21 protein-coding genes are annotated in these 21493 nt (G+C 71.6%); 3 read left to right on the top strand and 18 right to left on the bottom strand.

Features of this window, described 5'->3' with window-relative positions:
• Positions 1–33: 33 nt before the first annotated feature.
• The 17 genes from C503_RS0130935 to rpe form a co-directional block, all read right to left on the bottom strand.
• Positions 34–375: an RNA polymerase-binding protein RbpA gene (locus tag C503_RS0130935; RefSeq protein ID WP_026316873.1), complete on the bottom strand. Its 342-nt coding sequence runs from the start codon at positions 373–375 to the stop codon at positions 34–36.
• 83 nt (positions 376–458) lie between these two features.
• Positions 459–692 carry a preprotein translocase subunit SecG gene (secG, locus tag C503_RS0130925; protein ID WP_018686109.1) on the bottom strand — a complete coding sequence of 78 codons (234 nt, stop codon included), beginning with the start codon at positions 690–692 and terminating at the stop codon, positions 459–461.
• Between the two features lie 220 nt (positions 693–912).
• The gene (gene tpiA, locus C503_RS0130920) at positions 913–1698 is read right to left on the bottom strand and encodes a triose-phosphate isomerase (RefSeq protein ID WP_018686108.1); all 786 of its coding nucleotides are present in this window, start codon (positions 1696–1698) and stop codon (positions 913–915) included.
• A 3-nt stretch (positions 1699–1701) separates the two neighbouring features.
• Complete coding sequence (locus tag C503_RS0130915; protein ID WP_018686107.1) at positions 1702–2901, bottom strand: phosphoglycerate kinase; 1200 nt, start codon at positions 2899–2901, stop codon at positions 1702–1704.
• Between the two features lie 34 nt (positions 2902–2935).
• Complete coding sequence (gap, locus tag C503_RS0130910; protein WP_018686106.1) at positions 2936–3940, bottom strand: type I glyceraldehyde-3-phosphate dehydrogenase; 1005 nt, start codon at positions 3938–3940, stop codon at positions 2936–2938.
• A gap of 526 nt (positions 3941–4466) precedes the next feature.
• Positions 4467–5453 carry a DNA-binding protein WhiA gene (gene whiA / locus C503_RS0130905; protein ID WP_018686105.1) on the bottom strand — a complete coding sequence of 329 codons (987 nt, stop codon included), beginning with the start codon at positions 5451–5453 and terminating at the stop codon, positions 4467–4469.
• Between the two features lie 90 nt (positions 5454–5543).
• Entirely contained in the window at positions 5544–6527 is a 984-nt protein-coding gene (locus C503_RS0130900; RefSeq protein WP_018686104.1) for a gluconeogenesis factor YvcK family protein, read from the bottom strand.
• Positions 6524–7408, bottom strand: coding sequence for an RNase adapter RapZ (rapZ, locus tag C503_RS0130895; RefSeq protein WP_018686103.1), 885 nt, complete (start codon positions 7406–7408; stop codon positions 6524–6526). The genes C503_RS0130900 and rapZ overlap by 4 nt, the downstream gene beginning before the upstream one ends.
• Positions 7405–9696, bottom strand: a complete 2292-nt coding sequence (gene uvrC, locus C503_RS41475) for an excinuclease ABC subunit UvrC (protein WP_018686102.1) — start codon at positions 9694–9696, stop codon at positions 7405–7407. Before uvrC ends, rapZ begins: the two co-directional genes overlap by 4 nt.
• 95 nt (positions 9697–9791) lie before the next feature.
• Positions 9792–10826, bottom strand: coding sequence for a GDSL-type esterase/lipase family protein (locus C503_RS0130885; protein WP_033401231.1), 1035 nt, complete (start codon positions 10824–10826; stop codon positions 9792–9794).
• Between the two features lie 125 nt (positions 10827–10951).
• On the bottom strand, positions 10952–11479 hold the full coding sequence (locus tag C503_RS0130880; RefSeq protein WP_245572626.1) for a Rieske (2Fe-2S) protein: 528 nt from the start codon (positions 11477–11479) through the stop codon (positions 10952–10954).
• 226 nt (positions 11480–11705) lie between these two features.
• On the bottom strand, positions 11706–12188 hold the full coding sequence (locus tag C503_RS0130875; RefSeq protein WP_018686099.1) for a PH domain-containing protein: 483 nt from the start codon (positions 12186–12188) through the stop codon (positions 11706–11708).
• Entirely contained in the window at positions 12185–12682 is a 498-nt protein-coding gene (gene ribH, locus C503_RS0130870) for a 6,7-dimethyl-8-ribityllumazine synthase (RefSeq protein WP_018686098.1), read from the bottom strand. The genes C503_RS0130875 and ribH overlap by 4 nt, the downstream gene beginning before the upstream one ends.
• The gene (locus tag C503_RS0130865; RefSeq protein ID WP_018686097.1) at positions 12679–13956 is read right to left on the bottom strand and encodes a bifunctional 3,4-dihydroxy-2-butanone-4-phosphate synthase/GTP cyclohydrolase II; all 1278 of its coding nucleotides are present in this window, start codon (positions 13954–13956) and stop codon (positions 12679–12681) included. Before C503_RS0130865 ends, ribH begins: the two co-directional genes overlap by 4 nt.
• Positions 13949–14569 carry a riboflavin synthase gene (locus C503_RS0130860; protein WP_018686096.1) on the bottom strand — a complete coding sequence of 207 codons (621 nt, stop codon included), beginning with the start codon at positions 14567–14569 and terminating at the stop codon, positions 13949–13951. The genes C503_RS0130865 and C503_RS0130860 overlap by 8 nt, the downstream gene beginning before the upstream one ends.
• Positions 14570–14583: 14 nt before the next feature.
• Positions 14584–15579, bottom strand: a complete 996-nt coding sequence (ribD, locus tag C503_RS0130855; RefSeq protein WP_051114981.1) for a bifunctional diaminohydroxyphosphoribosylaminopyrimidine deaminase/5-amino-6-(5-phosphoribosylamino)uracil reductase RibD — start codon at positions 15577–15579, stop codon at positions 14584–14586.
• Positions 15580–15744: 165 nt separating this feature from the next.
• Positions 15745–16407 carry a ribulose-phosphate 3-epimerase gene (gene rpe, locus C503_RS0130850; RefSeq protein WP_211222494.1) on the bottom strand — a complete coding sequence of 221 codons (663 nt, stop codon included), beginning with the start codon at positions 16405–16407 and terminating at the stop codon, positions 15745–15747.
• Positions 16408–16534: 127 nt separating this feature from the next.
• On the opposite strand from rpe, the gene C503_RS0130845 reads away from it, so the two are divergent.
• The 3 genes from C503_RS0130845 to C503_RS0130835 all read left to right on the top strand — a co-directional run bounded on the left by C503_RS0130845 (position 16535) and on the right by C503_RS0130835 (position 19676).
• Positions 16535–17011, top strand: a complete 477-nt coding sequence (locus C503_RS0130845) for an NUDIX hydrolase (protein ID WP_018686093.1) — start codon at positions 16535–16537, stop codon at positions 17009–17011.
• 191 nt (positions 17012–17202) lie between these two features.
• Positions 17203–18849 carry a peroxidase family protein gene (locus C503_RS0130840; RefSeq protein ID WP_018686092.1) on the top strand — a complete coding sequence of 549 codons (1647 nt, stop codon included), beginning with the start codon at positions 17203–17205 and terminating at the stop codon, positions 18847–18849.
• A 143-nt stretch (positions 18850–18992) separates the two neighbouring features.
• Positions 18993–19676, top strand: coding sequence for a DNA alkylation repair protein (locus tag C503_RS0130835; protein WP_018686091.1), 684 nt, complete (start codon positions 18993–18995; stop codon positions 19674–19676).
• 80 nt (positions 19677–19756) lie between these two features.
• Here C503_RS0130835 and C503_RS0130830 read toward each other — a convergent pair whose 3' ends face one another.
• Positions 19757–21400 carry an alpha/beta hydrolase gene (locus tag C503_RS0130830; protein ID WP_026316872.1) on the bottom strand — a complete coding sequence of 548 codons (1644 nt, stop codon included), beginning with the start codon at positions 21398–21400 and terminating at the stop codon, positions 19757–19759.
• Between the last annotated feature and the right edge of the window lie 93 nt (positions 21401–21493).

Below are 21493 nucleotides of genomic sequence, written 5' to 3'. Positions count from 1 at the left end.
ACGCGGGTGGCGCCGGGGTCGGCCGCGGCGGGCTCAGCCCTCGCGCTTGGCGCGGAGCTTGGCCAGGGCCTCGGCCAGGATGGCCTCGCCGTCGGCGTCGGAGCGGCGCTCCTTCACGTAGGCGAGGTGGGTCTTGTACGGCTCGTTGCGCGGCGCCTTCGGCGGCGCCTGCTCGTCCAGGCCCGCCGGGAGACCGCAGCGCGGGCAGTCCCAGGACTCGGGCTTCTCCGCGTCCAGCGCGAAGGACGGGCGCGACTCGTGCCCGTTGGCGCACCAGTAGGACACCCGCTGGCGCGGCGCGGACTCGCCGCGCTCGGACTCTCCCATGGGACCAGCACCGACCCGGGTACCCCGGATCGCGTTACCACCGGCCATCGATGTTCACACCCCCACCACGTGGTTCGACGCGGTCGGCGCCGCGTCGTCCTTGTCGTTCAGGCGCACGACGAGCGCGCACGTCAACCGATCTTCGCCATCAGCCCGAGGCCGACGACGCAGATGAGCCAGATCGCGCCGACGAACAGCGTGACCCGGTCGAGGTTCTTCTCGACCACGCTGGAGCCGGACAGGCTGGACTGCATACCGCCGCCGAACAGCGAGGACAGGCCGCCACCACGGCCCCGGTGCAGCAGCACCAACAGGATCAGCAGAAGGCTGGTCACGATCAGAGCGATCTGCAGGGTCAGAATCATGTGGTCCTCGCGGTCGTCGGTTGAGGCCTCAGATTACCTGGTGATGTTGGCCGGTTCGACCACCGGCCCGACTTGGCGTGCCGGGTCGGTTACCGGTTTTACCGGCATCGCGGGCGATGATCGCGTCCGCACGTGCATTCGCATGATCAGCACCCGGCCGATTATCCGCGAAAGCGCCGGAGAGAATATCTCTCCGGCGCCTCCACCAGCGGAAACGCGGTTACGGGAGCGGTCCGCCCGCGGCCATCGCACACAGTTTGGTGAACTCGTCCGCCTGCAGGCTGGCACCGCCGACGAGCGCGCCGTCGATGTCGGCCTGGGCGACCAACTCGCCGATGTTGCCGGATTTCACCGACCCGCCGTACAGCACGCGCACGGTGTTCGCGATCTCCTCGCCGTACTTCTCGGCGAGAGCCGCGCGCAGCGCCTTGCACACCTCCTGCGCGTCGGCGGCGGTGGCGACCTTGCCGGTGCCGATGGCCCACACCGGCTCGTAGGCCACGACCACCTTGGCCACCTGCTCGGTCTTGAGCCCCTTGAGCCCGGCGATCAGCTGGGCGACGCAGTGCTCCACGTGCGTGCCCGCCTCGCGCACCTCGACCCGCTCGCCGAGGCACAGGATCGGGGTGACCTCGTGCTTGAGCGCCGCGCGGACCTTGGCGTTGACCAGCTCGTCGGTCTCCTCGTGGTACTCGCGCCGCTCGGAGTGCCCCACGGTGACGTAGGAGCAGCCGAGCTTGGCCAGCATCGGGCCGGAGATCTCGCCGGTGTAGGCGCCGGAGTCGTAGCGGGAGATGTCCTGGGCGCCGTAGCGCAGCAGGAGCTTGTCGCCGTCGACCATGGTCTGGATCGACCGGATGTCGGTGAACGGCGGCAGCACCGCCACCTCGACCTTGGCGTAGTACTTCTCCGGCAGCGAGAAGGCGATCTTCTGCACCAGGGCGATGGCCTCCAGGTGGTTCAGGTTCATCTTCCAGTTGCCCGCGATCAGCGTCTGGCGCGCCATGGGTCAGCCCTCCCGCGCGGTGTCGAGGACGGTGACGCCGGGGAGGTCCTTGCCCTCAAGGAACTCCAGGGACGCGCCGCCGCCGGTCGAGATGTGCGAGAAGCCGTCCTCGGGCAGGCCGAGCAGCCGCACGGCCGCCGCCGAGTCGCCGCCGCCGACCACGGAGAACGCGGACGAGTCCACGATCGCCGCGGCCACGCCGCGGGTGCCCTCGGCGAACGGGGCCAGCTCGAACACGCCCATCGGGCCGTTCCAGAAGACCGTGCCCGCCGCCTTGAGCACGTCGGCGTAGCGCTCGACCGTGATCGGGCCGATGTCCAGACCCTTCCAGCCCTCACGGATCTGCGCCGCCAGGACCGTGGACGTGTTCGCCTCGGCGGAGAAGTCGTCGGCGATGACGACGTCCTCCGGCAGGGCGATCTTGCCCGGGTTCTCGGCCAGCAGCCGCTTGCAGGTGTCGATCATGTCGGCTTCCAGCAGCGAGTCGCCGACGCCGTGCCCCTCGGCGGCCAGGAACGTGAAGCACATGCCCCCGCCGACCAGCAGCGCGTCGACCTTGGGCAGCAGCGACTCGATCACCGCCAGCTTGTCGGACACCTTCGAGCCGCCCAGCGCCACCACGTACGGGCGGGCCGGGTCGGTGGTCAGCCTGCGCAGCACCTCGACCTCGGCGAGCACCAGCCCGCCCGCGTAGGCGGGCAGCCGGGTGGCCACGTCGTAGACCGAGGCCTGCTTGCGGTGCACCACGCCGAAACCGTCGGAGACGAACGCGTCGGCCAGCGCGGCCAGCTCGTCGGCCAGCGCGCCGCGCTCGGCGGCGTCCTTCGAGGTCTCGCGGGCGTCGAAGCGCACGTTCTCCAGCAGCGCCACGCCGCCGTCGGCCAGCCCGGCCACGGTGGCCTTCGCCGAGTCACCGACCAGGTCGGCGGCCAGCGGCACCTCCCGGCCGAGCAGCTCGGACAGCCGCGCGGCGACCGGGGCGAGGGAGTACTTGGCCTCCGGGGCGCCCTTGGGGCGGCCAAGGTGCGCGGCCACCACGACCCGGGCGCCCGCCTCGGCGAGCCGGGTGATCGTGGGCAGCGACGCGCGGACCCGGCCGTCGTCGGTGATGGTCGCGCCGTCGAGCGGGACGTTGAGGTCGGCGCGCACCAGTACGCGCCGACCCGTCACGCCCTCGGCGATCAGGTCGTCGAGAGTCTTCACGGGGTTTCCCTGTACCGGCCCTGTTCCCCGGGCCTCAGAGCTTCGAGGCGACGAGCGCGGTCAGGTCGGCGAGGCGGTTGGAGTAGCCCCACTCGTTGTCGTACCAGCCGACGACCTTGACCTGGTCGCCGTTGACCTTGGTCAGCGGCGCGTCGTAGATGCACGACGCCGGGTCGGTGACGATGTCGGCGGAGACGATCGGGTCGGTGTTGTAGCGCAGGATGCCCTTGAGCGGGCCCTCGGCGGCGGCCTGGTAGGCGGCCTGCACCTCGTCCAGGGTGACCTCGCGGCCCAGGCTCACGGTCAGGTCGGTGGCCGAACCGGTGGGCACGGGCACGCGCAGCGCGTAGCCGTCGAGCTTGCCGTTGAGCTCCGGCAGCACCAGGCCGATCGCCTTGGCGGCGCCGGTCGAGGTGGGCACGATGTTCAGCGCGGCGGCGCGGGCGCGGCGCAGGTCCTTGTGCGGCGCGTCCTGCAGGTTCTGGTCCTGGGTGTACGCGTGGATGGTGGTCATCAGGCCGCGCTCGATGGTGAACGCGTCGTGCAGCACCTTGGCCAGCGGGGCCAGGCAGTTGGTGGTGCAGGAGGCGTTCGAGATGACGGTCTGCGAGCCGTCGTACTGGTTCTCGTTGGCGCCGAGCACCACGGTGAGGTCCTCGCCCTTGGCCGGCGCGGAGATGATGACCTTCTTGGCGCCGCCCTCGTCCACGTGCTTGCGCGCGTCGCCCGCGTTGGTGAAGAAGCCGGTCGACTCGACCACGACGTCCACGCCGAGGTCCTTCCAGGGCAGCTTGCCCGGGTCGCGCTCGGCCAGCGCCTTGATGGTGGTGTCGCCGACCTTGATGCCCTCGGCGGTCACCGACACGTCCTGGGGCAGCCGACCCAGGATGCTGTCGTACTTGAGCAGGTGGGCCATGGTCGAGACGTCACCGAGGTCGTTGAAGGCCACGATCTCGATGTCGTGGTCGCTCGCCTGCACGGCGCGCCAGAAGTTGCGACCGATCCGACCGAAGCCGTTGACGCCAACGCGAACCGTCACCTGAATATCTCCTCGTTCTCGCCAGTGCCGCGCGTCACCGCGCGCCGTATGTCCGAAACGTCTTCCAAGTACAAACCGAGCCCTCATAGAACCCTAGCGTTCACCCGGTCGGCCGCAGGTCAGGAGGTCAGCGGTGTCTCTTTATCGAATCAGACCGGAGGGCACCCGGACAACTGTTCGACGGACACACAGTCGGAAGCCGGAGAACCCCGGACGACGGCCGCGACGCGAGAACCGGTCATAACGGCCAGGAAAACAATTAACGGAGTGAAGTCCGCCAGCCCCCACGCCGGGCGGACTCCACTCCGTCACCCCCTCGATCCCCCCTTCACGGGATGCCCCTCCCCCAAGCGGCATCCCGCGCTTTCACCAGAGAAGAGCGGCCCGCGGCGCCGCAGATACGTGGAGAGACCCAGATCACAACGACTGTTTGGTGGGTTATTCGCCAACGATCACCAAGAGACGCGAGGACCATTCGCGATATCGCCCGCGCTACCGGGACCTCGCGATATCCCGAGGAGCCGGATCACGCATCCGCTTCGAGCATGTCCGGGGTGACGGCGGATTCGGTGTCGGGCAGGCCCATGTCCTTGGCGCGTTTGTCGGCCATGGCCAGGAGTCTGCGGATGCGGCCCGCGACCGCGTCCTTGGTCATCGGCGGGTCCGACAGCTGGCCCAGCTCCTCCAGCGAGGCCTGCTTGTTCTTCAGCCGCAGCTCCCCCGCCGCGGTCAGGTGCTCTGGCGCGTCCGGGCCGAGTATCTCCATCGCCCGCTGCACCCGGGCGGCCGCGGCCACCGCGGCGCGCGCGGAGCGGCGCAGGTTCGCGTCGTCGAAGTTGGCCAGCCGGTTGGCGGTGGCGCGGACCTCGCGCCGCATCCGCCGTTCCTCCCAGTTGAGCACGCTGGCGTGCGCGCCAAGGCGGGTCAGCAGCGCGCCGATGGCGTCACCGTCGCGGACCACCACCCGGTCGGCGCCGCGCACCTCGCGGGACTTGGCCTGGATGCCCATCCGCCGGGCGGCGCCGACGATGGCCAGCGCGGCCTCCGGTCCGGGGCAGGTGATCTCCAGCGAGGACGAGCGGCCGGGCTCGGTGAGCGAGCCGTGCGCCAGGAACGCGCCGCGCCAGGCGGCCTCGGCGTCGCACACCCCGCCGGACACCACCGGCGCGGGCAGCCCGCGCACCGGGCGGCCGCGCGGGTCGAGCAGGCCGGTCTGCCTGGCCAGGCCGTCGCCGTCCTTGACCACGCGCACCACGTACCTGGTGCCCTTGCGCAGCCCGCCGGAGGTGATCACGTGCACGTCCGCGTGGTGCCCGTACAGCTCGTGGATCTCCTTGCGCAGCCTGCGCGCCGCCGAGCCGGTATCCAGCTCGGCCTCCACCACGACCCGGCCCGCGACGATGTGCAGCCCGCCCGCGAAGCGCAGCAGCGAGGACACCTCGGCGCGACGGCAACAGGTCTTGGACACGGCCAGCCTGCTCAGCTCGTCCTTCACGGCGGCGGTCATCGCCACAGGGTCCTCCTCTCCCGGCCCGGGTGGTGCGGGCGGGTCGATCCCGTCCGGTGCGGGCGGGGTACATCCCATCACGTCGGCCGCGCGGCTTCAGCGTCCCCTCACCGAGGTGATCGCCCGGCGCAGGGCGGCCGCCAGTGCCGCCGGGTCGTGCCTGCCCGGCCGCCGCGCCGACCCGACCGAGTCCAGCCACATGTCCGCGCCCAGCGCCGACGCCGCACGTCGGAGCCGGTCCGGGGTGGGCACCGAGTCGGCGTCGGCGATGACCGCGTCGACCCGCAGCCGGGGTGCGTGCTCGCAGAGTACGTCGAGGTGGCGCTCCGGCGAGAACCCCTCGGTTTCGCCCGGTTGGGGGACGAGATTGAGCACCACGACCCTGGCGGCGGCCGTCGCCACGAGTGCCTCGTGCAGTTCGGGGACCAACAGGTGCGGCAGCACGCTGGTGAACCAGGAGCCGGGGCCGAGCAGCACGACGTCCGCGCCCAGCACCGCGTCCACTGCCTGCGGGCAGGCCGTGGGCGGTTCGAGCCGTCGGACGGCCGGGCGGCCCGCGCCATGCAGGCGGATCCGTTGCACGTGCCCCGGAGTCGTGGCCACGGCGACCTGGCCGCGGATGCGGCGGACCGTGGTCGGGTCCTCCTCCAGGCCGGTCACGTCGGCCTCGATGTCCAGCGGCTCGGTGGACATCGGCAGCACCCGGCCGGTGACGCCGAGCAGCCGGGCCGCCTCGGCCAGCACCTCGACCGGGTCGCCGAGCACCTCCAGCAGCCCGGCCAGCACCAGGTTGCCGACCGCGTGCCCGGCAAGCGCGCCGGTGCCGCCGAACCGGTGCTCGAACACCTCGCGCCACGGGCCGTCCGGGCCCGCGAGCGCGGTCAATGCCTTGCGCAGGTCGCCGGGCGGCAGCAGACCGAGCTCGCGGCGCAGCCTGCCGGAGGAGCCGCCGTCGTCGGCCACGGTGACCACGGCGGTGACGTCCGGGGTGATCAGCCGCAGCGCGCTGAGCGTGACGAACAGGCCGCGGCCGCCGCCGAGCGCGACCGCCTTGACCGGTACGGGTTCGGGTTCGCTCACTCGCGCCCCAGGTCGCGGTGCACGACCTTGACCGCCAGCCCGTCCTCGTCGGCGAGCCTGCGGGACAGCTCCTCGGAGATGGCCACGCTGCGGTGCTTGCCGCCGGTGCAGCCGACCGCCAGCGTCAGGTACCGCTTGCCCTCGCGCCGGTAACCGGCGCCGATCAGCCGCAGCAGCTCGTGGTAGCGGTCCAGGAACTCGTCCGCGCCCTCCTGGCTGAGCACGTAGTTGCGCACGTCGGTGTCCCGGCCGGTCTGGTCCTTCAGCTCCGGGATCCAGAACGGGTTGGGCAGGAACCGCACGTCCATCACCAGGTCGGCGTCCATCGGCAGGCCGTACTTGTAGCCGAAGGACAGCACGGTGACCCGGGTGGCGGCGGCCGCGTCCGAGCCGAACGCGTCCTCGATCTTGGCGCGCAGCTGGTGCACGGACAGCGTGGAGGTGTCCAGGATCAGGTCGGCCTCCTCGCGCAGCGGGCGCAGCAGGTCACGCTCGGCGCCGATGCCGTCGATCAGCCTGCCCTCGCCCTGCATCGGGTGGCCGCGCCGGACGTGCTCGAACCGGCGCACCAGCACGTCCGTGGTGGCCTCCAGGAACAGCACCCTGGGCCGGTAGCCGCGCGCGTCCAGGTCCTTGATGATCGACGACAGGTCCTCGGTGAAGGCCCGGCTGCGCACGTCCATCACCACCGCGACCTTGGTGATCGCGCCGCGGGCCCGGGAGCCCAGCTCGACCATGGTGGAGATCAGCTCGGGCGGCAGGTTGTCCACCACGAACCAGCCGAGGTCCTCCAGGCACTTGGCGGCGGTGCTGCGGCCCGCGCCGGAGAGTCCGGTGACGACGGCGACCTCGATGCCGGGTCCGCCCTGTTCGGTGTTCACTGCTGCGGTTCCTCCGCGTTCGCTGTGCTTGCGGTGCCTGCCGGTGCGGCGGCGTTGTCCGCGCTGCCCGCGTTGTCCGTACTGCCCGGCCCCGGCAGGCGCGTCGTGTCGGTATCGACCGTGCTGTCCGTGTTGTCTTTGCCGGCAGCGCTGTCGATGTCGGTGGCGCTATCGGTTTCCGTGACGCTGTCCGCCTCGCCTGCGCTATCGGTAGTGCTGTCGGTCCGAGTGGCGTCGTCGGTGTCGCCTGGATTCTCGGGGGCGTCCGGTCCGGCCGCCGCGCGGGGTGCCTGGGCCGCCCCGGACAGCGCGGCGTGCACGGCCCGCGCGGTGGCCGGGCCGATGCCGGGCACGGTCGCGATTTCCTCGACGCCCGCCGCGCGCAGCCGCTTCAGCGAGCCGAAGTGCTTGATGAGCACGGCCTTGCGGGTCTGGCCGAGACCGGGCACGTCGTCGAGCACCGAGGTGATCAGGCTCTTGGACCGCTTCTGCCGGTGGTAGGCGATGGCGAACCGGTGCGCCTCGTCGCGCACCCGCTGCAACAGGTACAGCGCCTCGCTGGTGCGCGGCAGGATCGCCGGGTCCGGGTCGGCGGGCAGCCAGACCTCCTCCAGCCGCTTGGCCAGCCCGACCACGGCCACGTCGGTGACGCCGAGATCGGCCAGCACGTCCGCGGCGGCATTGGCCTGCGGGCCCGCGCCGTCGACCACGAGCAGGTTGGGCGGGTAGGCGAAGCGCTTGGGCCTGCCGGTGTCCGGGTCGATGCCCGGCCGGGGGTCCTGGCCGCCGGACTCCCCCGCGTACTTGGCGAACCGGCGCCGCACCACCTCGGCGATCGAGGCCACGTCGCCCTCGGTGGCGGCCTCGCGCAGCGCGAACCGGCGGTACTCGGACTTGCGCGCCAGCCCGTCCTCGAACACCACCAATGAGGCGACCACGTCGGCACCCTGGTTGTGGCTGATGTCGACGCACTCGATGCGCAGCGGCGCGGTGTCCAGCCCGAGCGCGTCCTGCAGTTCCTGGAGTGCGGCCGAGCGGGCCGTGAGATCGCCCGCGCGGCGCAGCTTGTGCTGGGTGAACGCCTCCTTGGCGTTGCGCTCCACGGTCTCCATCAGCGCCCGCTTGTCGCCGCGCTGGGGCACCCGCAGCGCCACCTTGCCGCCGCGCAGCCCGCCCAGCCAGACGGCCACCGCGTCGGCGTCGTCGGGCAGCTCGGGCACCAGCACCTCGCGCGGCACCGGCGAGGTCTCCGCGTCCGGCGCGGACGTGCCGGTGCCACCATCCGATCCGCCCGACCCGGTCGATCCGTCCGGCTCGGCGTCGAAGGTGGCCTGGTCGCCGTAGAACTGGCTGAGGAAGCGGTCGACCAGCCCGGCCACCGGGCTCTGTCCTTCCTCGACCGTGCCGTCCTCGATGCGGTCGATCACCCATCCGCGCTGGCCGCGAACCCGCCCGCCGCGCACGTGGAAGACCTGGACGGCGGCTTCCAGCTCGTCGAAGGCGAAGGCGACGACGTCCGCATCGGTGCCGTCGCCGAGCACCACCGCCTGCTTCTCCATCGCCCGGCGCAGTGCCCCGATGTCGTCGCGCAGCCGGGCGGCCCGCTCGAACTCCAGGTCCTCGGAGGCGGCGGCCATCTCCTTCTCCAACCGACGCACCATGGCGTCGGTCTTGCCGGAGAGGAAGTCGCAGAAGTCCTCGACGATGGCCAGGTGCTCGTCCGCGCTGACCCGGCCGACGCACGGCGCCGAGCACTTGCCGATGTAGCCGAGCAGGCAGGGGCGGCCCATCTGGCCGTGCCGCTGGAACACGCCCTTGGAGCAGGTGCGCGCCGGGAACACGCGCAGCAGCAGGTCGAGCGTCTCGCGGATGGCCCAGGCGTGCGCGTACGGGCCGAAGTAGCGCACGCCCTTCCGGCGCGGACCGCGGTAGACGTGCAGCCGCGGGTAGTCCTCGTGCATGGTGGCGGCGAGGACCGGGTAGGACTTGTCGTCCCGGTAGCGGACGTTGAACCTCGGGTCGAACTCCTTGATCCAGTTGTACTCCAGCTGCAGCGCCTCGACCTCGGTGGACACCACGGTCCACTCGACGCCGCCCGCGGTGGTCACCATCTGCCTGGTGCGCGGGTGCAGCGAGGAGATGTCGGCGAAGTACGAGTTCAGCCTGGAGCGCAGGCTCTTCGCCTTGCCGACGTAGATGACCCGGCCACCAGGATCGCGGAACTTGTACACGCCAGGCGCGTCCGGGATGGTGCCGGGAGAGGGTCGGTAGGTGGACGGGTCGGCCACGTGGACAACCCTACGGCCGCCCACCGACAACCCCGCCCACCGGGCTCCGCCACCCCCCGGACCCGCGCCGTCGGCACGGCTCGGGACAGATCAGCTCAGGACACGGCGTGCAGGTTCCCGTCGGCGCCGACCAGGCAGCGCGCGGAGGTCGCCGAGCCGGTCAGGAACTCGGTGACGCAGCGGCCGAGCTGGGCGTGGCCGCGGGCGTTCGGGTGGAAGGACTGCTGTGCCATGTGGATGCCGAACGCGTCCAGCCCGCCGAACACCCAGGCGTACGGGTCGACGGTGACCCGGTTCTGCCACTCGCTCGCGGTGCTCCCGCCGCCGCTGCACGCCTCGTGGCCCTCGGTGGCGCGCGAGAAGTCCAAGTAGGACAGTCCGGCACGGGCGGCGATGCCGCGGAAGGCGTCGGCGAACTGGGGCACGGCCTCGGTGCGGCCGTAGGCGGCGTCGGGCAGGCGCAGCGGACAGCCCTGCGGACCGTGCTGGATCGGGTCCATCTTCTCGGTCACCGGCGAGGCGTAGGAGGTGATCACGAACCGGTAGTCCCCGTCGGCGTACCCCGCCTGGCGCATGGCCGAGCGCACGTCGGCGACCGCCGCCTCCACCTTGGGTGCCATCGCGGTCAGCCGCTGCGGCCACTGCCTGCGCAGGTCGCTCGCGCAGCCGGAACCGAACGGGTTGAACCAGCGTTTGATGCAGTCCAGGACGGTGTTCGCGAACTGGGGGTCGTCGTTGGCACCGATCTGGAGCACGACGGCGGTGACCCGGTTGGCGCGGGCGACGTCGATGAGCCTGCGGGCCTGCGAGCCCTCGGTGTAGTGGGTGGTGTCGGCTAGGGACACGTTGGATGCGTCCGCGCCGGAACAGGCGAGGTTGATCGTGCGCTGCGCGACGTGCGTCCGGTGGATGAGCGCGTTGGCCGACCGGTGGCACCAGTCGCCGTTCTCGCCGCGGGTGCCGGGTTCGTAGTCGCCCGCGCCCTCACCGGAGATGGCGCTGTCGCCGAGCGAGACGACGGCGGTGGGCCGGTCGTCGGCGGGGGCCGCGGCGGCGGGGAGGGCGAGCGCGATGGCGGATAACGCGCCGAGGGCCAGGCCCACTACGCGTCGGGACGTCCTGGACGGCATGGCGGCCTCCCGGATCGGTGGCGGTTGACCTTGACTCAACCACCACCGATCCGGTGAATCCATAACCCGAACGGCCGCAGTCGGACCGGGGTCCGCTCGGCCGGGCCAACTCAGGCGAGCAGGACTCAGGCGAGCACGACGTTGTCGCCCTGGACCTTGACGTTCACCGTCTTGAGGCCGGTCTGGGCCGGGCCGCCGGTGCGCGCCCCGGTCGACGCGTTGAAGGTGCTGCCGTGCCGGGGGCAGGTGATCACGCCGCTCTTCGGCGGGTCGACCGTGGCGCCCTGGTGCGGGCAGCTCGGGTCGAAGCCGGTGACCGTGCTGCCCGAGCGGACCAGCAGGATCTGGTTGCCGGACGGGCCCGCCACGAGCACGCCGCCGCCGTCCGGGATGGCCGAGACCGTGCTCAACGCCCCGCTGGTGCCACCTGACGAGCCCCCCGTCGTGGCACCGGAACCGCCGGTACTGCCCGAACCGCCGGTCGTGGTGGTCGTGGCCGGTTTGTCGGTGTCGGACGACCCGCACGCGGCGAGCACGCCCGGGGCGACCAAAGCGACCATGAGTCCGCACAGGACCTGCCGCCTGCTGCGTCCCGCCGGGCCTGGCTCGGCTGGGAATTGCGCGGTGGACTGGGTGGTGGGCTCCACTGTCACGCCGTTGCCTCCTCGGGTATCAGTTCAGGGATACACCGGGGGCTACGTGATCGCCTGCCAGCGGGTTCAAGCAGACCGGACACTCACAGCCCATACACAGAATCCACTCTCTCCCGCCGCCTGCCCCCTCATCCCCACCCGGCACGGTCCCCGACCTGGCACCGTCACTGCCTGCCCCGATACCGGCGGCCGCATCGAACAGAAGGCATCAGCCTCCGAAACGGACCTACACCGCCCCGCTGTCCTGGTCGGTATCACCCGGGCGGGTGGCGGCGGCGTGCAGGGCGCGGAGGTCGCGGATGGCGGAGACCGCGCGCGGGCCGTCCACCGCCTGCACGGCCATGATCGGCACGTACTCGTCGTCCGGCAGCTCCAGCCGGGCCCAGGCGGCGCCATCCGGGAAGCTGATCCGCTCGACCGACGCCCACGGGTAGCGGGTGCCGCCGAGCAGGTTGCGCACGGTCACCCCGCCCTCGTCCGCGCTCACCTTGGGCCAGGTCAGCCACAGCACGCCGCAGGCCAGCAGTACGCCGATGCCGACCATGGCGACCTGGTCGGACACCTGGAACACCGCGCCCGTGTCGCTGCCCCGCAGCAGCACCGCCACCACGGAGAACACCGCGACGAACACCACCGCGAACGCGCCGGAGACGAGCCGGACCCGGCGCGGCCGGGCGGTCACCCGGGCGGCGGCGGTGCGGGCGTTCACTGGAAGTCCCGTTCGGTCCACGGCTGGCGCAGGCCGCGCAGCACGAGCGCGGTCTCCAACGCGGCCGCGCACGCCTCGTAGCCCTTGTCCTCGACCGACTCCGGCAGCCCGGCCCGGTCCAGCGCCTGCTCGTCGGAGTTCACGGTGAGCACGCCGTTGCCCACCGGGGTGCCCTCGTCCAGCGCCACCCTGGTCAGGCCCGCGGTGACCGCGTCGCACACGTACTCGAAGTGCGGGGTGCCGCCGCGCACGACCACGCCGAGCGCCACCACGGCGTCGTGGTGCTTGGCCAGCTCCTGGCAGACCACCGGCAGCTCGACCGCGCCCGGCACGTGCACCACGGTCGGCTCCTCGACCCCGGCCTCCACGGCCGCGGCGAGCGCCCGGTCCAGCAGCTGCTCGGTGATCTTGCCGTGCCACCGGGTGGCCGCGATGCCCAGCCGGATGCCCTCGCAGCGCGGCACGGAGGTGCCCGGCCTGCCCGTCCCGCTCACGCGTCGCCCTCCTCGGTGCCCGCGGCCACCGCGCCGACCTCGTACTGCTCCAGGTTGCCCAGGTCGTGGCCCATCCGGTCGCGCTTGGTGCGCAGGTAGCGCAGGTTCTCCGGATTCGGCCACACCGACAGCGGCACCCGGTCGACCACGGTCAGCCCGTAGCCCTCCAGGCCGACCCGCTTGGCCGGATTGTTGGTCAGCAGCCGCATCGACTGCACGCCGAGGTCGACCAGGATCTGCGCGCCGGTGCCGTAGTCGCGGGCGTCGGCGGGCACGCCAAGCGCCAGGTTGGCGTCGACGGTGTCGGCGCCGTCGTCCTGCAGCTGGTAGGCCTGCAGCTTGTGCAGCAGGCCGATGCCGCGGCCCTCGTGGCCGCGCATGTAGAGCACGATGCCGCGGCCCTCGGCGGCCACCGCCTCCAGCGCGGCGTCCAGCTGCGGGCCGCAGTCGCAGCGCAGCGAGCCGAACACGTCGCCGGTGAGGCACTCGGAGTGCACCCGGACCAGCACGTCCCGGCCGTCGCCGAGGTCACCGTAGACCAGCGCCACGTGCTCGATGCCGTCCAGCAGGCTGTCGTAGCCGACCGCGCGGAACACGCCGTGCGCGGTCGGGATGCGCGCCTCGGCGACCTTGGCCACCTGCTGCTCGGTGCGCCGCCGGTAGGCGATCAGGTCGGCGATGGTGATGATCGTCAGGTCGTGCTCGGCGGCGAACACCTTCAGCTCGTCGTAGCGGGCCATGTCGCCCTCGTCCTTCTGCGAGACGATCTCGCAGAGCACGCCCGCGGGCCGCAGCCCGGCCATCCTGGCCAGGTCGATGGCGGCCTCGGTGTGCCCGGGTCGGCGCAGCACGCCGCCCTCCTTGGCGCGCAGCGGGACCACGTGCCCGGGGCGGTTGAAGTCCTTGGCCGTGGAGTCCTCGTCGGCGAGCATCCGGATCGTGTGCGCGCGGTCGGCGGCGGAGATACCGGTGCTCACGCCCTCGGCCGCGTCCACGGTGACCGTGTAGGCGGTGCCGCGCGCGTCCTGGTTGGTGTGGAACATCGGCGGCAGATCGAGCCGGAGGCAGTCGGCCTCGGTCAGCGGCACGCAGATGTAGCCGGAGGTGTAGCGCACCATGAACGCCAGCAGCTCCGGCGTGCACTTCTCGGCGGCGAAGATGAGGTCGCCCTCGTTCTCGCGGTCCTCGTCGTCCACCACGACGACCGCCTTGCCATCGGCGATGTCGGCGATGGCTCTCTCGATGGCTGCGGCACCAGTGTCGACGTCACTCACCCGCGGTCTCCTTCCCGGCCGCCAGGTGCGGTCCGACCAGCTTCTCCACGTACTTGGCGACCACGTCCACCTCCAGGTTCACCTTCTCCCCCGGCTGCCGCACGCCCAGCGTGGTGGCGCGCAGCGTCTCCGGGATGAGACTGACGGTGAACCAGTCCCGGCCGACTTCGACGACGGTCAGCGACACCCCGTCGACGGTGATCGAGCCCTTCTCCACCACGTACCTGGCCAGCTCGGCTGGCAGGCCGAAGCGGACCACGTCCCAGTGCTCGGAGGGGTCGCGGGACAGCACGACCCCGGTGCCGTCCACGTGCCCCTGCACGATGTGCCCACCGAGGCGGCCGCCCACCGCGGCGGCGCGTTCGAGGTTGACCGGGTCGCCTGCGGCGATCCCGGCCAGGCTGGAGCGGGTCAGCGTCTCGCGCATCACGTCGGCGGTGAAGGTGCCGTCGGCCAGCTCGACCACGGTCAGGCAGACGCCGTTGACCGCGATCGAGTCGCCGTGCCCGGCGTCGCTGGTGACCAGCGGCGCGGCGATGGTGACGCGCGCGGCGTCGGCGAGATCACGCACCGCGACGACCTCGCCGCGTTCTTCCACGATCCCGGTGAACACCGGTGGTTTCCTCCCTAGTTCCGCGCCGGGACGGCGGAGATCCGCACATCCGGTCCGCTCATGGTGACCCCCTCGACCACCAGCCGGTGGGCCGCGGTGATGGTCGACACGCCGGATGCGCCCAACGCCACAGGACCGGCCCCGAGGAGGGTCGGCGCCACGTAGGCGAGCACCCGGTCGACCAGCCCCGCCGCGGCGAACGCGCCCGCGAGCGTGGGGCCCCCTTCCAACAGCACGTCGACCACGCCGCGGGCGCGCAGCACGGCCAGCACCTCGGCCGGGTCGTGCGTCCGGACCCGCAACGTCTCGGCGCTGTCGTCCAGCACCCTCGCCCCCTCGGGCAGGTCTCCGCGTCCCACGACTACCCGCAACGGTTGACGGGCCGCCGCTGTTCCGTCCGCGGCGCGCGCGGTCAGGGCCGGGTCGTCGGCGAGCACGGTACCGCGCCCCACCACGATCGCGTCGGCCTTTCCGCGCAGCTCGTGCACCTCCGCGCGGGAGTTCGCGGAGCTGATCCACCGACTGGTCCCGTCGGCTGCGGCCACCCGGCCGTCCAGACTGGCGGCGTACTTCCAGGTCACGTGTGGCCGGTCACACCGGACGTGGTGCAGCCAGGCGCGCAGTGGCCCGCGCGCCACCTCGTCGGCCAGCAATCCGCTCGCGACGTCGATTCCCGCGCCGGCGAGCACCTCGGCACCCCCGGCGGCCACCGGGTTCGGATCGGACACCGCGTGCACGACCCGGACGATCCCGGCCGCCCGCAGCGCGTCGGTGCAGGGTGGGGTGCGGCCGTGGTGCGCGCAGGGTTCCAGCGTGACTACGGCGGTGCCGCCGCGCGCCCGTTCGCCCGCGTCGGCCAGCGCCATCACCTCGGCGTGCGGGCCGCCCGGCGGCTGGGTGGCGCCACGGCCGACGAGCACGCCGTCGGCGTCCAGTACGACGCACCCGACCGGCGGATTGGGACTGGTGGTGCCCCGAACCCCTTCGGCCAACGCCACCGCGGACCGCATCGCCGCGGCCAGGCTGTCCTCCACCCGCCCAGTCTGGCAGCCCCACCCGACAGTCCGGCGCCGGGGCGAGCCGCACCGGCCGGAACCCGACACTCCACAATGGACTGTGATGATCGGACGTGTGCCGACCGTCCGCCCGGACCGCGGGACAGTGTCCGGGTTCGGTCAGGCGAAGCGGTGGTTGGCGTTGCGGGCCTGGTCGCGCAGCGCGGCCACCGCCCTGGCCGGATCCGCCGCCCCGTACACCGCCGAGCCTGCGACGAAGCAGTCCACACCGGCCTCCGCCGCCTGGTCGATCGTGTCGGCGTTGATCCCGCCGTCGATCTCCACGAGCAGCCGCAGGTGCCCGGTGTCGACCAGGTTCCGCGCCGTGCGGACCTTGTCCAGCACCTCGGCGATGAAGCCCTGCCCGCCGAACCCCGGCTCCACCGACATCACCAGCAGCGTGTCGTACTCCTTGAGCACCTCGACATACGGCTCAAGCGGCGTCCCCGGCTTGATCGACAGCCCCGCCTTGGCACCCGCGGCGCGCAGGTCACGGGCGATCTTGACCGGGTCGGTGGCGGCCTCCACGTGCACCGTGACGTTGTGCGCGCCCGCCTCCGCGTAGCCGACCGCCCAGCGGTCCGGGTCGGAGATCATCAGGTGGCAGTCGAGCGGGATGTCGGTGGCCTTGAGCAGCGACCGCACCACCGGCAGGCCCAGGGTCAGGTTGGGCACGAAGTGGGCGTCCATCACGTCCACGTGCACCCAGTCCGCGCCCGCGACGGCGGTGAGCTCGTCGGCGAGCCGGGCGAAGTCGGCGGACAGGATGCTGGGCGCGATCATCGGCTGGGTCGACACGGGTCACCAGCCTAGGACAAGGGCAGGAAGACGCCGAAACGTGCTCGGAATGACGCACCGGAGTGGGTTAGGTTCGTCGGGTGATGGCTTTACCGGACCGCGCGAGTGCGGCATGAGACAGAGCACCAGGATCGCGGCCTACGTCGTGTGTGTGGAAGAGGAGCGGATGCTGCTCGCCCGCTGGGTCGCGCGCGACGGTACTAAGAAGTGGACACTGCCCGGCGGCGGTATCAACCACGGCGAGGACCCGTTGGACGCCGCCATGCGCGAGGTGACCGAGGAGACCGGTTACACCGTCCACATCGATTCGTTGCTCGGCATCGATTCGATCCGCCGCACATTCCCCGCCCGTGGCCTGCGGAAGGCATTGCAGCGTAACGGCGCGGCTACGGACTGGCACGGCGTGCGCGTCGTCTACGCGGGCCGGATCGACGGTGGCGAGCTGCGGTTCGAGGAGAACGGCTCCACCGACATGGCCGCGTGGATCGAGCTGGCCGAGGTGTCCACCCTGGACCGCACGGACCTGGTGGACCTCGCGCTCGACCTGGCCACGCGTCGCCCGCCGAATGGCCGCGCCGAACGGCGGTAATTATTAATAAAACGCGGGAATTCGCCATGCGGCAAATTCCGCCGACCCCGCGCGCCCGGTTCCGGTAGCCTCGGTCGCGGGGAGGAATCGTTGGGGGGCACCGGTTCTCTGGGGAGGGAACTCGGTACGGTGCGCGCACACGGTCCTTCCGCGTCATTCGATGTGCGGAAACGGATTGTGGGGGTTCAGCCATGCAGAGCCATGCCCGGAACAGCTTCTTCGTCGTTGGCGAGGGGGTGCTTGAGGCCGACGCCGACGGCGAGCCGATCACCCGGGAGCCGTCCACCACCGAGGAGCTGCGCCGCTTCCGCTTCTCCCGGCTGGGCCCCAAGGGCCCGCGCGTCGACGAGGAGCTGCGGATCGCGCTGGCGGGCGCGATCACCGACCAGTCCGCCGCGCAGCCCGACGGCGACCTGCCCGCCGGGTTCACCTACCTGGGCCAGTTCGTCGACCACGACCTGACCATGGACCGCACCCAGACGCAGCTGGGCACCGATGTCAACATCGACGACCTGCTGCAGGGCCGCTCGCCCGCGCTCGACCTGGACTCGCTCTACGGCCGCGGCCCGCTCGACCGCGACGACCGCGTGTTCTACGCCGACGACCGGGTCAAGCTCAAGGTCGGCAGCACCGCGGGCGTACCGGTCCCGGACGACCGCACCAACGTCGACCTGGCCGGGTTCGACCTGGCCCGCAAGGGCGGCACCGGCACGCTCGCCGACCAGCGCTCGCCGCTGGTCCCGGACCCGCGCAACGACGAGAACCTCGCCGTGGCGCAGACGCACGGGGCGTTCCTGCGCTTCCACAACCGGGTGGTCGACCAGCTCGCGCTCACCGGCATCCACGAGCGCAGGCTGTTCGATGCGGCCCGCGACACCGTGGTGCGGCACTACCAGTGGCTGCTGCGCACCGACTTCCTGCCGCGGATCGTCGACCCCACGATCGTCACCGACGTGTTCACCAACGGCAGGCGGTTCTTCGAGCCGCACGCGCACGGCGGCCAGGTGCTGCGGCCGACCATGCCGATCGAGTTCGCGGTGGCCAGCTACCGGCTGGGCCACAGCATGGTGCGCGACCATTACCAGTGGAACCGGGTGTTCAACAGCGCCTCGCCGCTGGGGATCGCCAGTCTGCTGCAGCTGTTCACCTTCACCGGGGTGGCGGGCAACTTCCAGCCCGGCTCCACGGTCGAGCAGCTCGACGACCCCAACTCGCCGGGTCTGCTGCGGCTGCCCACGAACTGGATCGTGGACTTCCGCAGGCTCTACGACTTCACCGAGGCGGGCCGCGGCGACCTGGTGGCGCCGGAGGGGCACCCCAACCGGGCCAAGCGGATCGACTCGCTGCTGGTCGACCCGCTCGCCCAGCTGCCTGCGGGCACGTTCGCCGGTCGGGGCAGCACGTTCCCGCCGGTGCAGCGCAACCTCGCGTTCCGCAACCTGACCAGGGCGAGCATGATGCGGCTGGCCACCGGCCAACAGCTGGCGGCCAAGTTCGGCGCCGCGCCGCTCACCAGGGACCAGGTGCTCGACGGGGCGGGCGGGGCGAACCTGTCCGGCCTCGCCGACGCCCAGCGCGACGAGGTGGCCGCGAACACGCCGCTGTGGTTCTACATCCTGCGCGAGGCGGAGCTGGGCGGCGGCAGGCTCGGCGCCGTCGGCGGCCGCATCACCGCCGAGGTGTTCCACCGCGCGATGGAGGGCTCCCGCACCTCGATCGTGCGCGAACCGGCCTGGCGCCCCACCCTTGGCCCGGACGCGAACACCTTCCGGATGACCGACCTGCTGCTGTTCGCCTTCGAGGGCAAGCTGGACCTGCTCAACCCCCTGGGCGACTGACCGCTCACCGACGGCCGGGCGTCCTCTCCGGGGAGGCACCCCGGCCGTCGGCGCGCCTGTGGACAACCGTTTGAACAGGTGTTCGGTCACTGCTTGAATGGCGCCCAGACGCGATGGGACGGGCGACGGGTGGTGAGGCCGGAATGGACGGAGCGGGGTTGGTCGCGGCGGCGCGGTCGGGGCTGGCCGAGGTGGCCGACCCGCGGCGGGCGCCGGAGATGCAGCGGTACATGAAGTCCGACATGCCGTTCCGGGGCGTGCCGAAACCGGCCCGCGCCAAGCTGGTGCGCGCGGTGTTCACCGACCACCCGGTGACCACGCGCGACGAGTGGGCGGCCGCGGCCGCCGAGCTGTGGCGGGAAGCGGAGTACCGCGAGGAGCGCTACGTCGCACTGGACCTGTTGGGCCACAAGCCGTACACGCGGTGGCGGGACGTGGCGCTGCTGCCGCTGTACGAGGAGTTCGTGCTCACCGGGGCCTGGTGGGACTTCGTCGACGAGCTGGCCAACCGGCACATCGGGGCGCTGCTGGCGGCGCACCCGGACGAGCTGACGCCGATCATGCGGGCCTGGGCCACGGATCCCGACCGGTGGAAGCGCCGGGTCGCGGTGATCTGTCAGCTGAGCGCCAAGGACGACACCGACCTTGACCTGCTGACCCACGCCATCGAGTCCACGACGGACGATCCGGACTTCTTCCTGCGCAAGGGCATCGGCTGGGCGCTGCGCCAGTACGCGCGGGTGGACCCCGGCTGGGTCCGGCACTTCGTCGACACGCACCCGGACCTGTCCCCGCTGTCCCGCCGGGAGGCGCTCAAACACCTGTGACCCCGGAGAACGACACCGGGGCGGATGTCCACCATGTACTTCCACAGTGGACACCCGCCCCGGTGGGCCGGGGCAGGAGCCTAGCCTCGGACGCCGAGGATCAGCTTCTGCAGGTCGGCCCGGCTGAGGTCGGAACCGGCACCCGGGGCGGGAGCCGCCGCCGCGCGCGCCGTCGGAGCCGCCGCCGGGGCCGGGACGGGCTGCGGCACGCCGGTGCACTTGACGTCCGACTGCCTGCCCGACTTCCGAGCAGGCAGCTTGCCGGTGCTCAGGTAGTCGGCGATCAGGTCGTCCGTGCAGGCCACGCCGTTGAGCGAACCGGCGTGCGTGGTGCCGCCGACACCCTCGATCAGCGCCGACTTCGGGAACCGGCTGCGCAGCTCAAGGCTGCCCTCGAACGGGGTGGCGGCGTCCAGGGACTCGCTGATCAGCAGCATCGGCGGGGCCTTCGAGCCGTCCACCTTCACCGGCGTGCCCGGCTTGGCGCCCCAGTACACGCAGGGGGCGTTGAACCAGGCGTTGCCCCAGGTCTCGAACGGGGCGCGGATGAAGGTGATCCAGTTGTCGATCTGCCACCGGGTCCACTGGGTCGGCCACTGGACGTCGGTGCACTGGGTGGCCAGGTACATGGCGAAGCTGTTGTCCGCGCCGGGGCCCTGGGCGTTGGAGGCGTCGTAAAGGTCCTTGAGACCGCTGTAGTCGCCGTTGTTGATCCAGGCGGAGAACGCGTTGGCCACGTCCTCCCAGCCGAACACGTAGTACCCGGCCTGCAGGAAGATGTCGGTCCACTCGTCCGGACCGATGATCCCGCCCGCGGGCTTGGCGTTGAACTTGAGCTGCTCGCGGTAGAACAGCGCCTCGACGTCCTTGCCGGTCTTGCCGAGGTGGTACACGCTGTCGTACTTGGCGACCCAGTCGAAGTAGATCTTGATGTTGCGGTCGAAGGCCACGTCCTGGTCCAGGTTGGCCTGGTACCAGACCTTGCGCGGGTCGACGTTGCCGTCCAGCACCATGCGCCGCACCCGGTTCGGGTAGAGCGTGGCGTAGACCTGCCCGAGGTAGGTGCCGTAGGAGAAGCCGTAGAAGTTCAGCTTGTCCTGGCCCAGCGCCTTGCGCAGGACGTCCATGTCGCTGACCGTGTCGGTGGTCTTGACGTGGTCGAGCAGATCGCCGCCCGCGGTGGTGCAGGCCTTGGCGTAGCCCTTCGTCCGGTCCAGCCAGGTCTTCTCCAGCTTGGACGTGATCGGCACGTAGTTCGGCCGGTTGTAACCGAAGTACGACCCGTCGCAGGACAGCGACGGCTGGCTGGAGCCGACGCCGCGCGGGTCGAACCCGATCCAGTCGTAGGCCGCCCCGGCGTTGTTGGGTACATACTCACCCAGCACCGAGAGGGTCAGGCCGGAACCGCCGGGGCCGCCCGGGTTGGTCAGCATGATCCCCTGGTACTGCTCGGCCGGGACCTTCGCCTTGATCCGCGAGACCGCCAGCTTGATCTTGGTGCCGGTCGGTTTCGCGTAGTCGAGCGGGACCTCAAGGAACCCGCACTGGGCGCCCCGTCGCGCCAGTCCGGGGCTGGCGCAGGTGCCCCACGCGATCGGCGCGGGGTCGTAGCTCACCTGGGCGGGCGCGGGCTGGGCGGCGGGGGCGGCCTGCGCGCCCGGAGCGAGCACCGCGCCCCCCACCACGAACCCCGCCGCGGCGAGCGCCGCCACGATTTTCTTCACATTGCCCCATTTCATCACGCGATGTCCGGAACGGGTTGTCGTTCGCGGACCGCACGATGCTGCCCCGAAACCGTCCGATTGGGAACACCGACC

It is taken from the genome of Actinokineospora enzanensis DSM 44649, assembly GCF_000374445.1.
In the GTDB taxonomy this organism is placed as follows: domain Bacteria; phylum Actinomycetota; class Actinomycetes; order Mycobacteriales; family Pseudonocardiaceae; genus Actinokineospora; species Actinokineospora enzanensis.
Note: the sequence above shows the minus strand (reverse complement) of the source record. Positions and strands in the feature narration are given on the sequence as shown.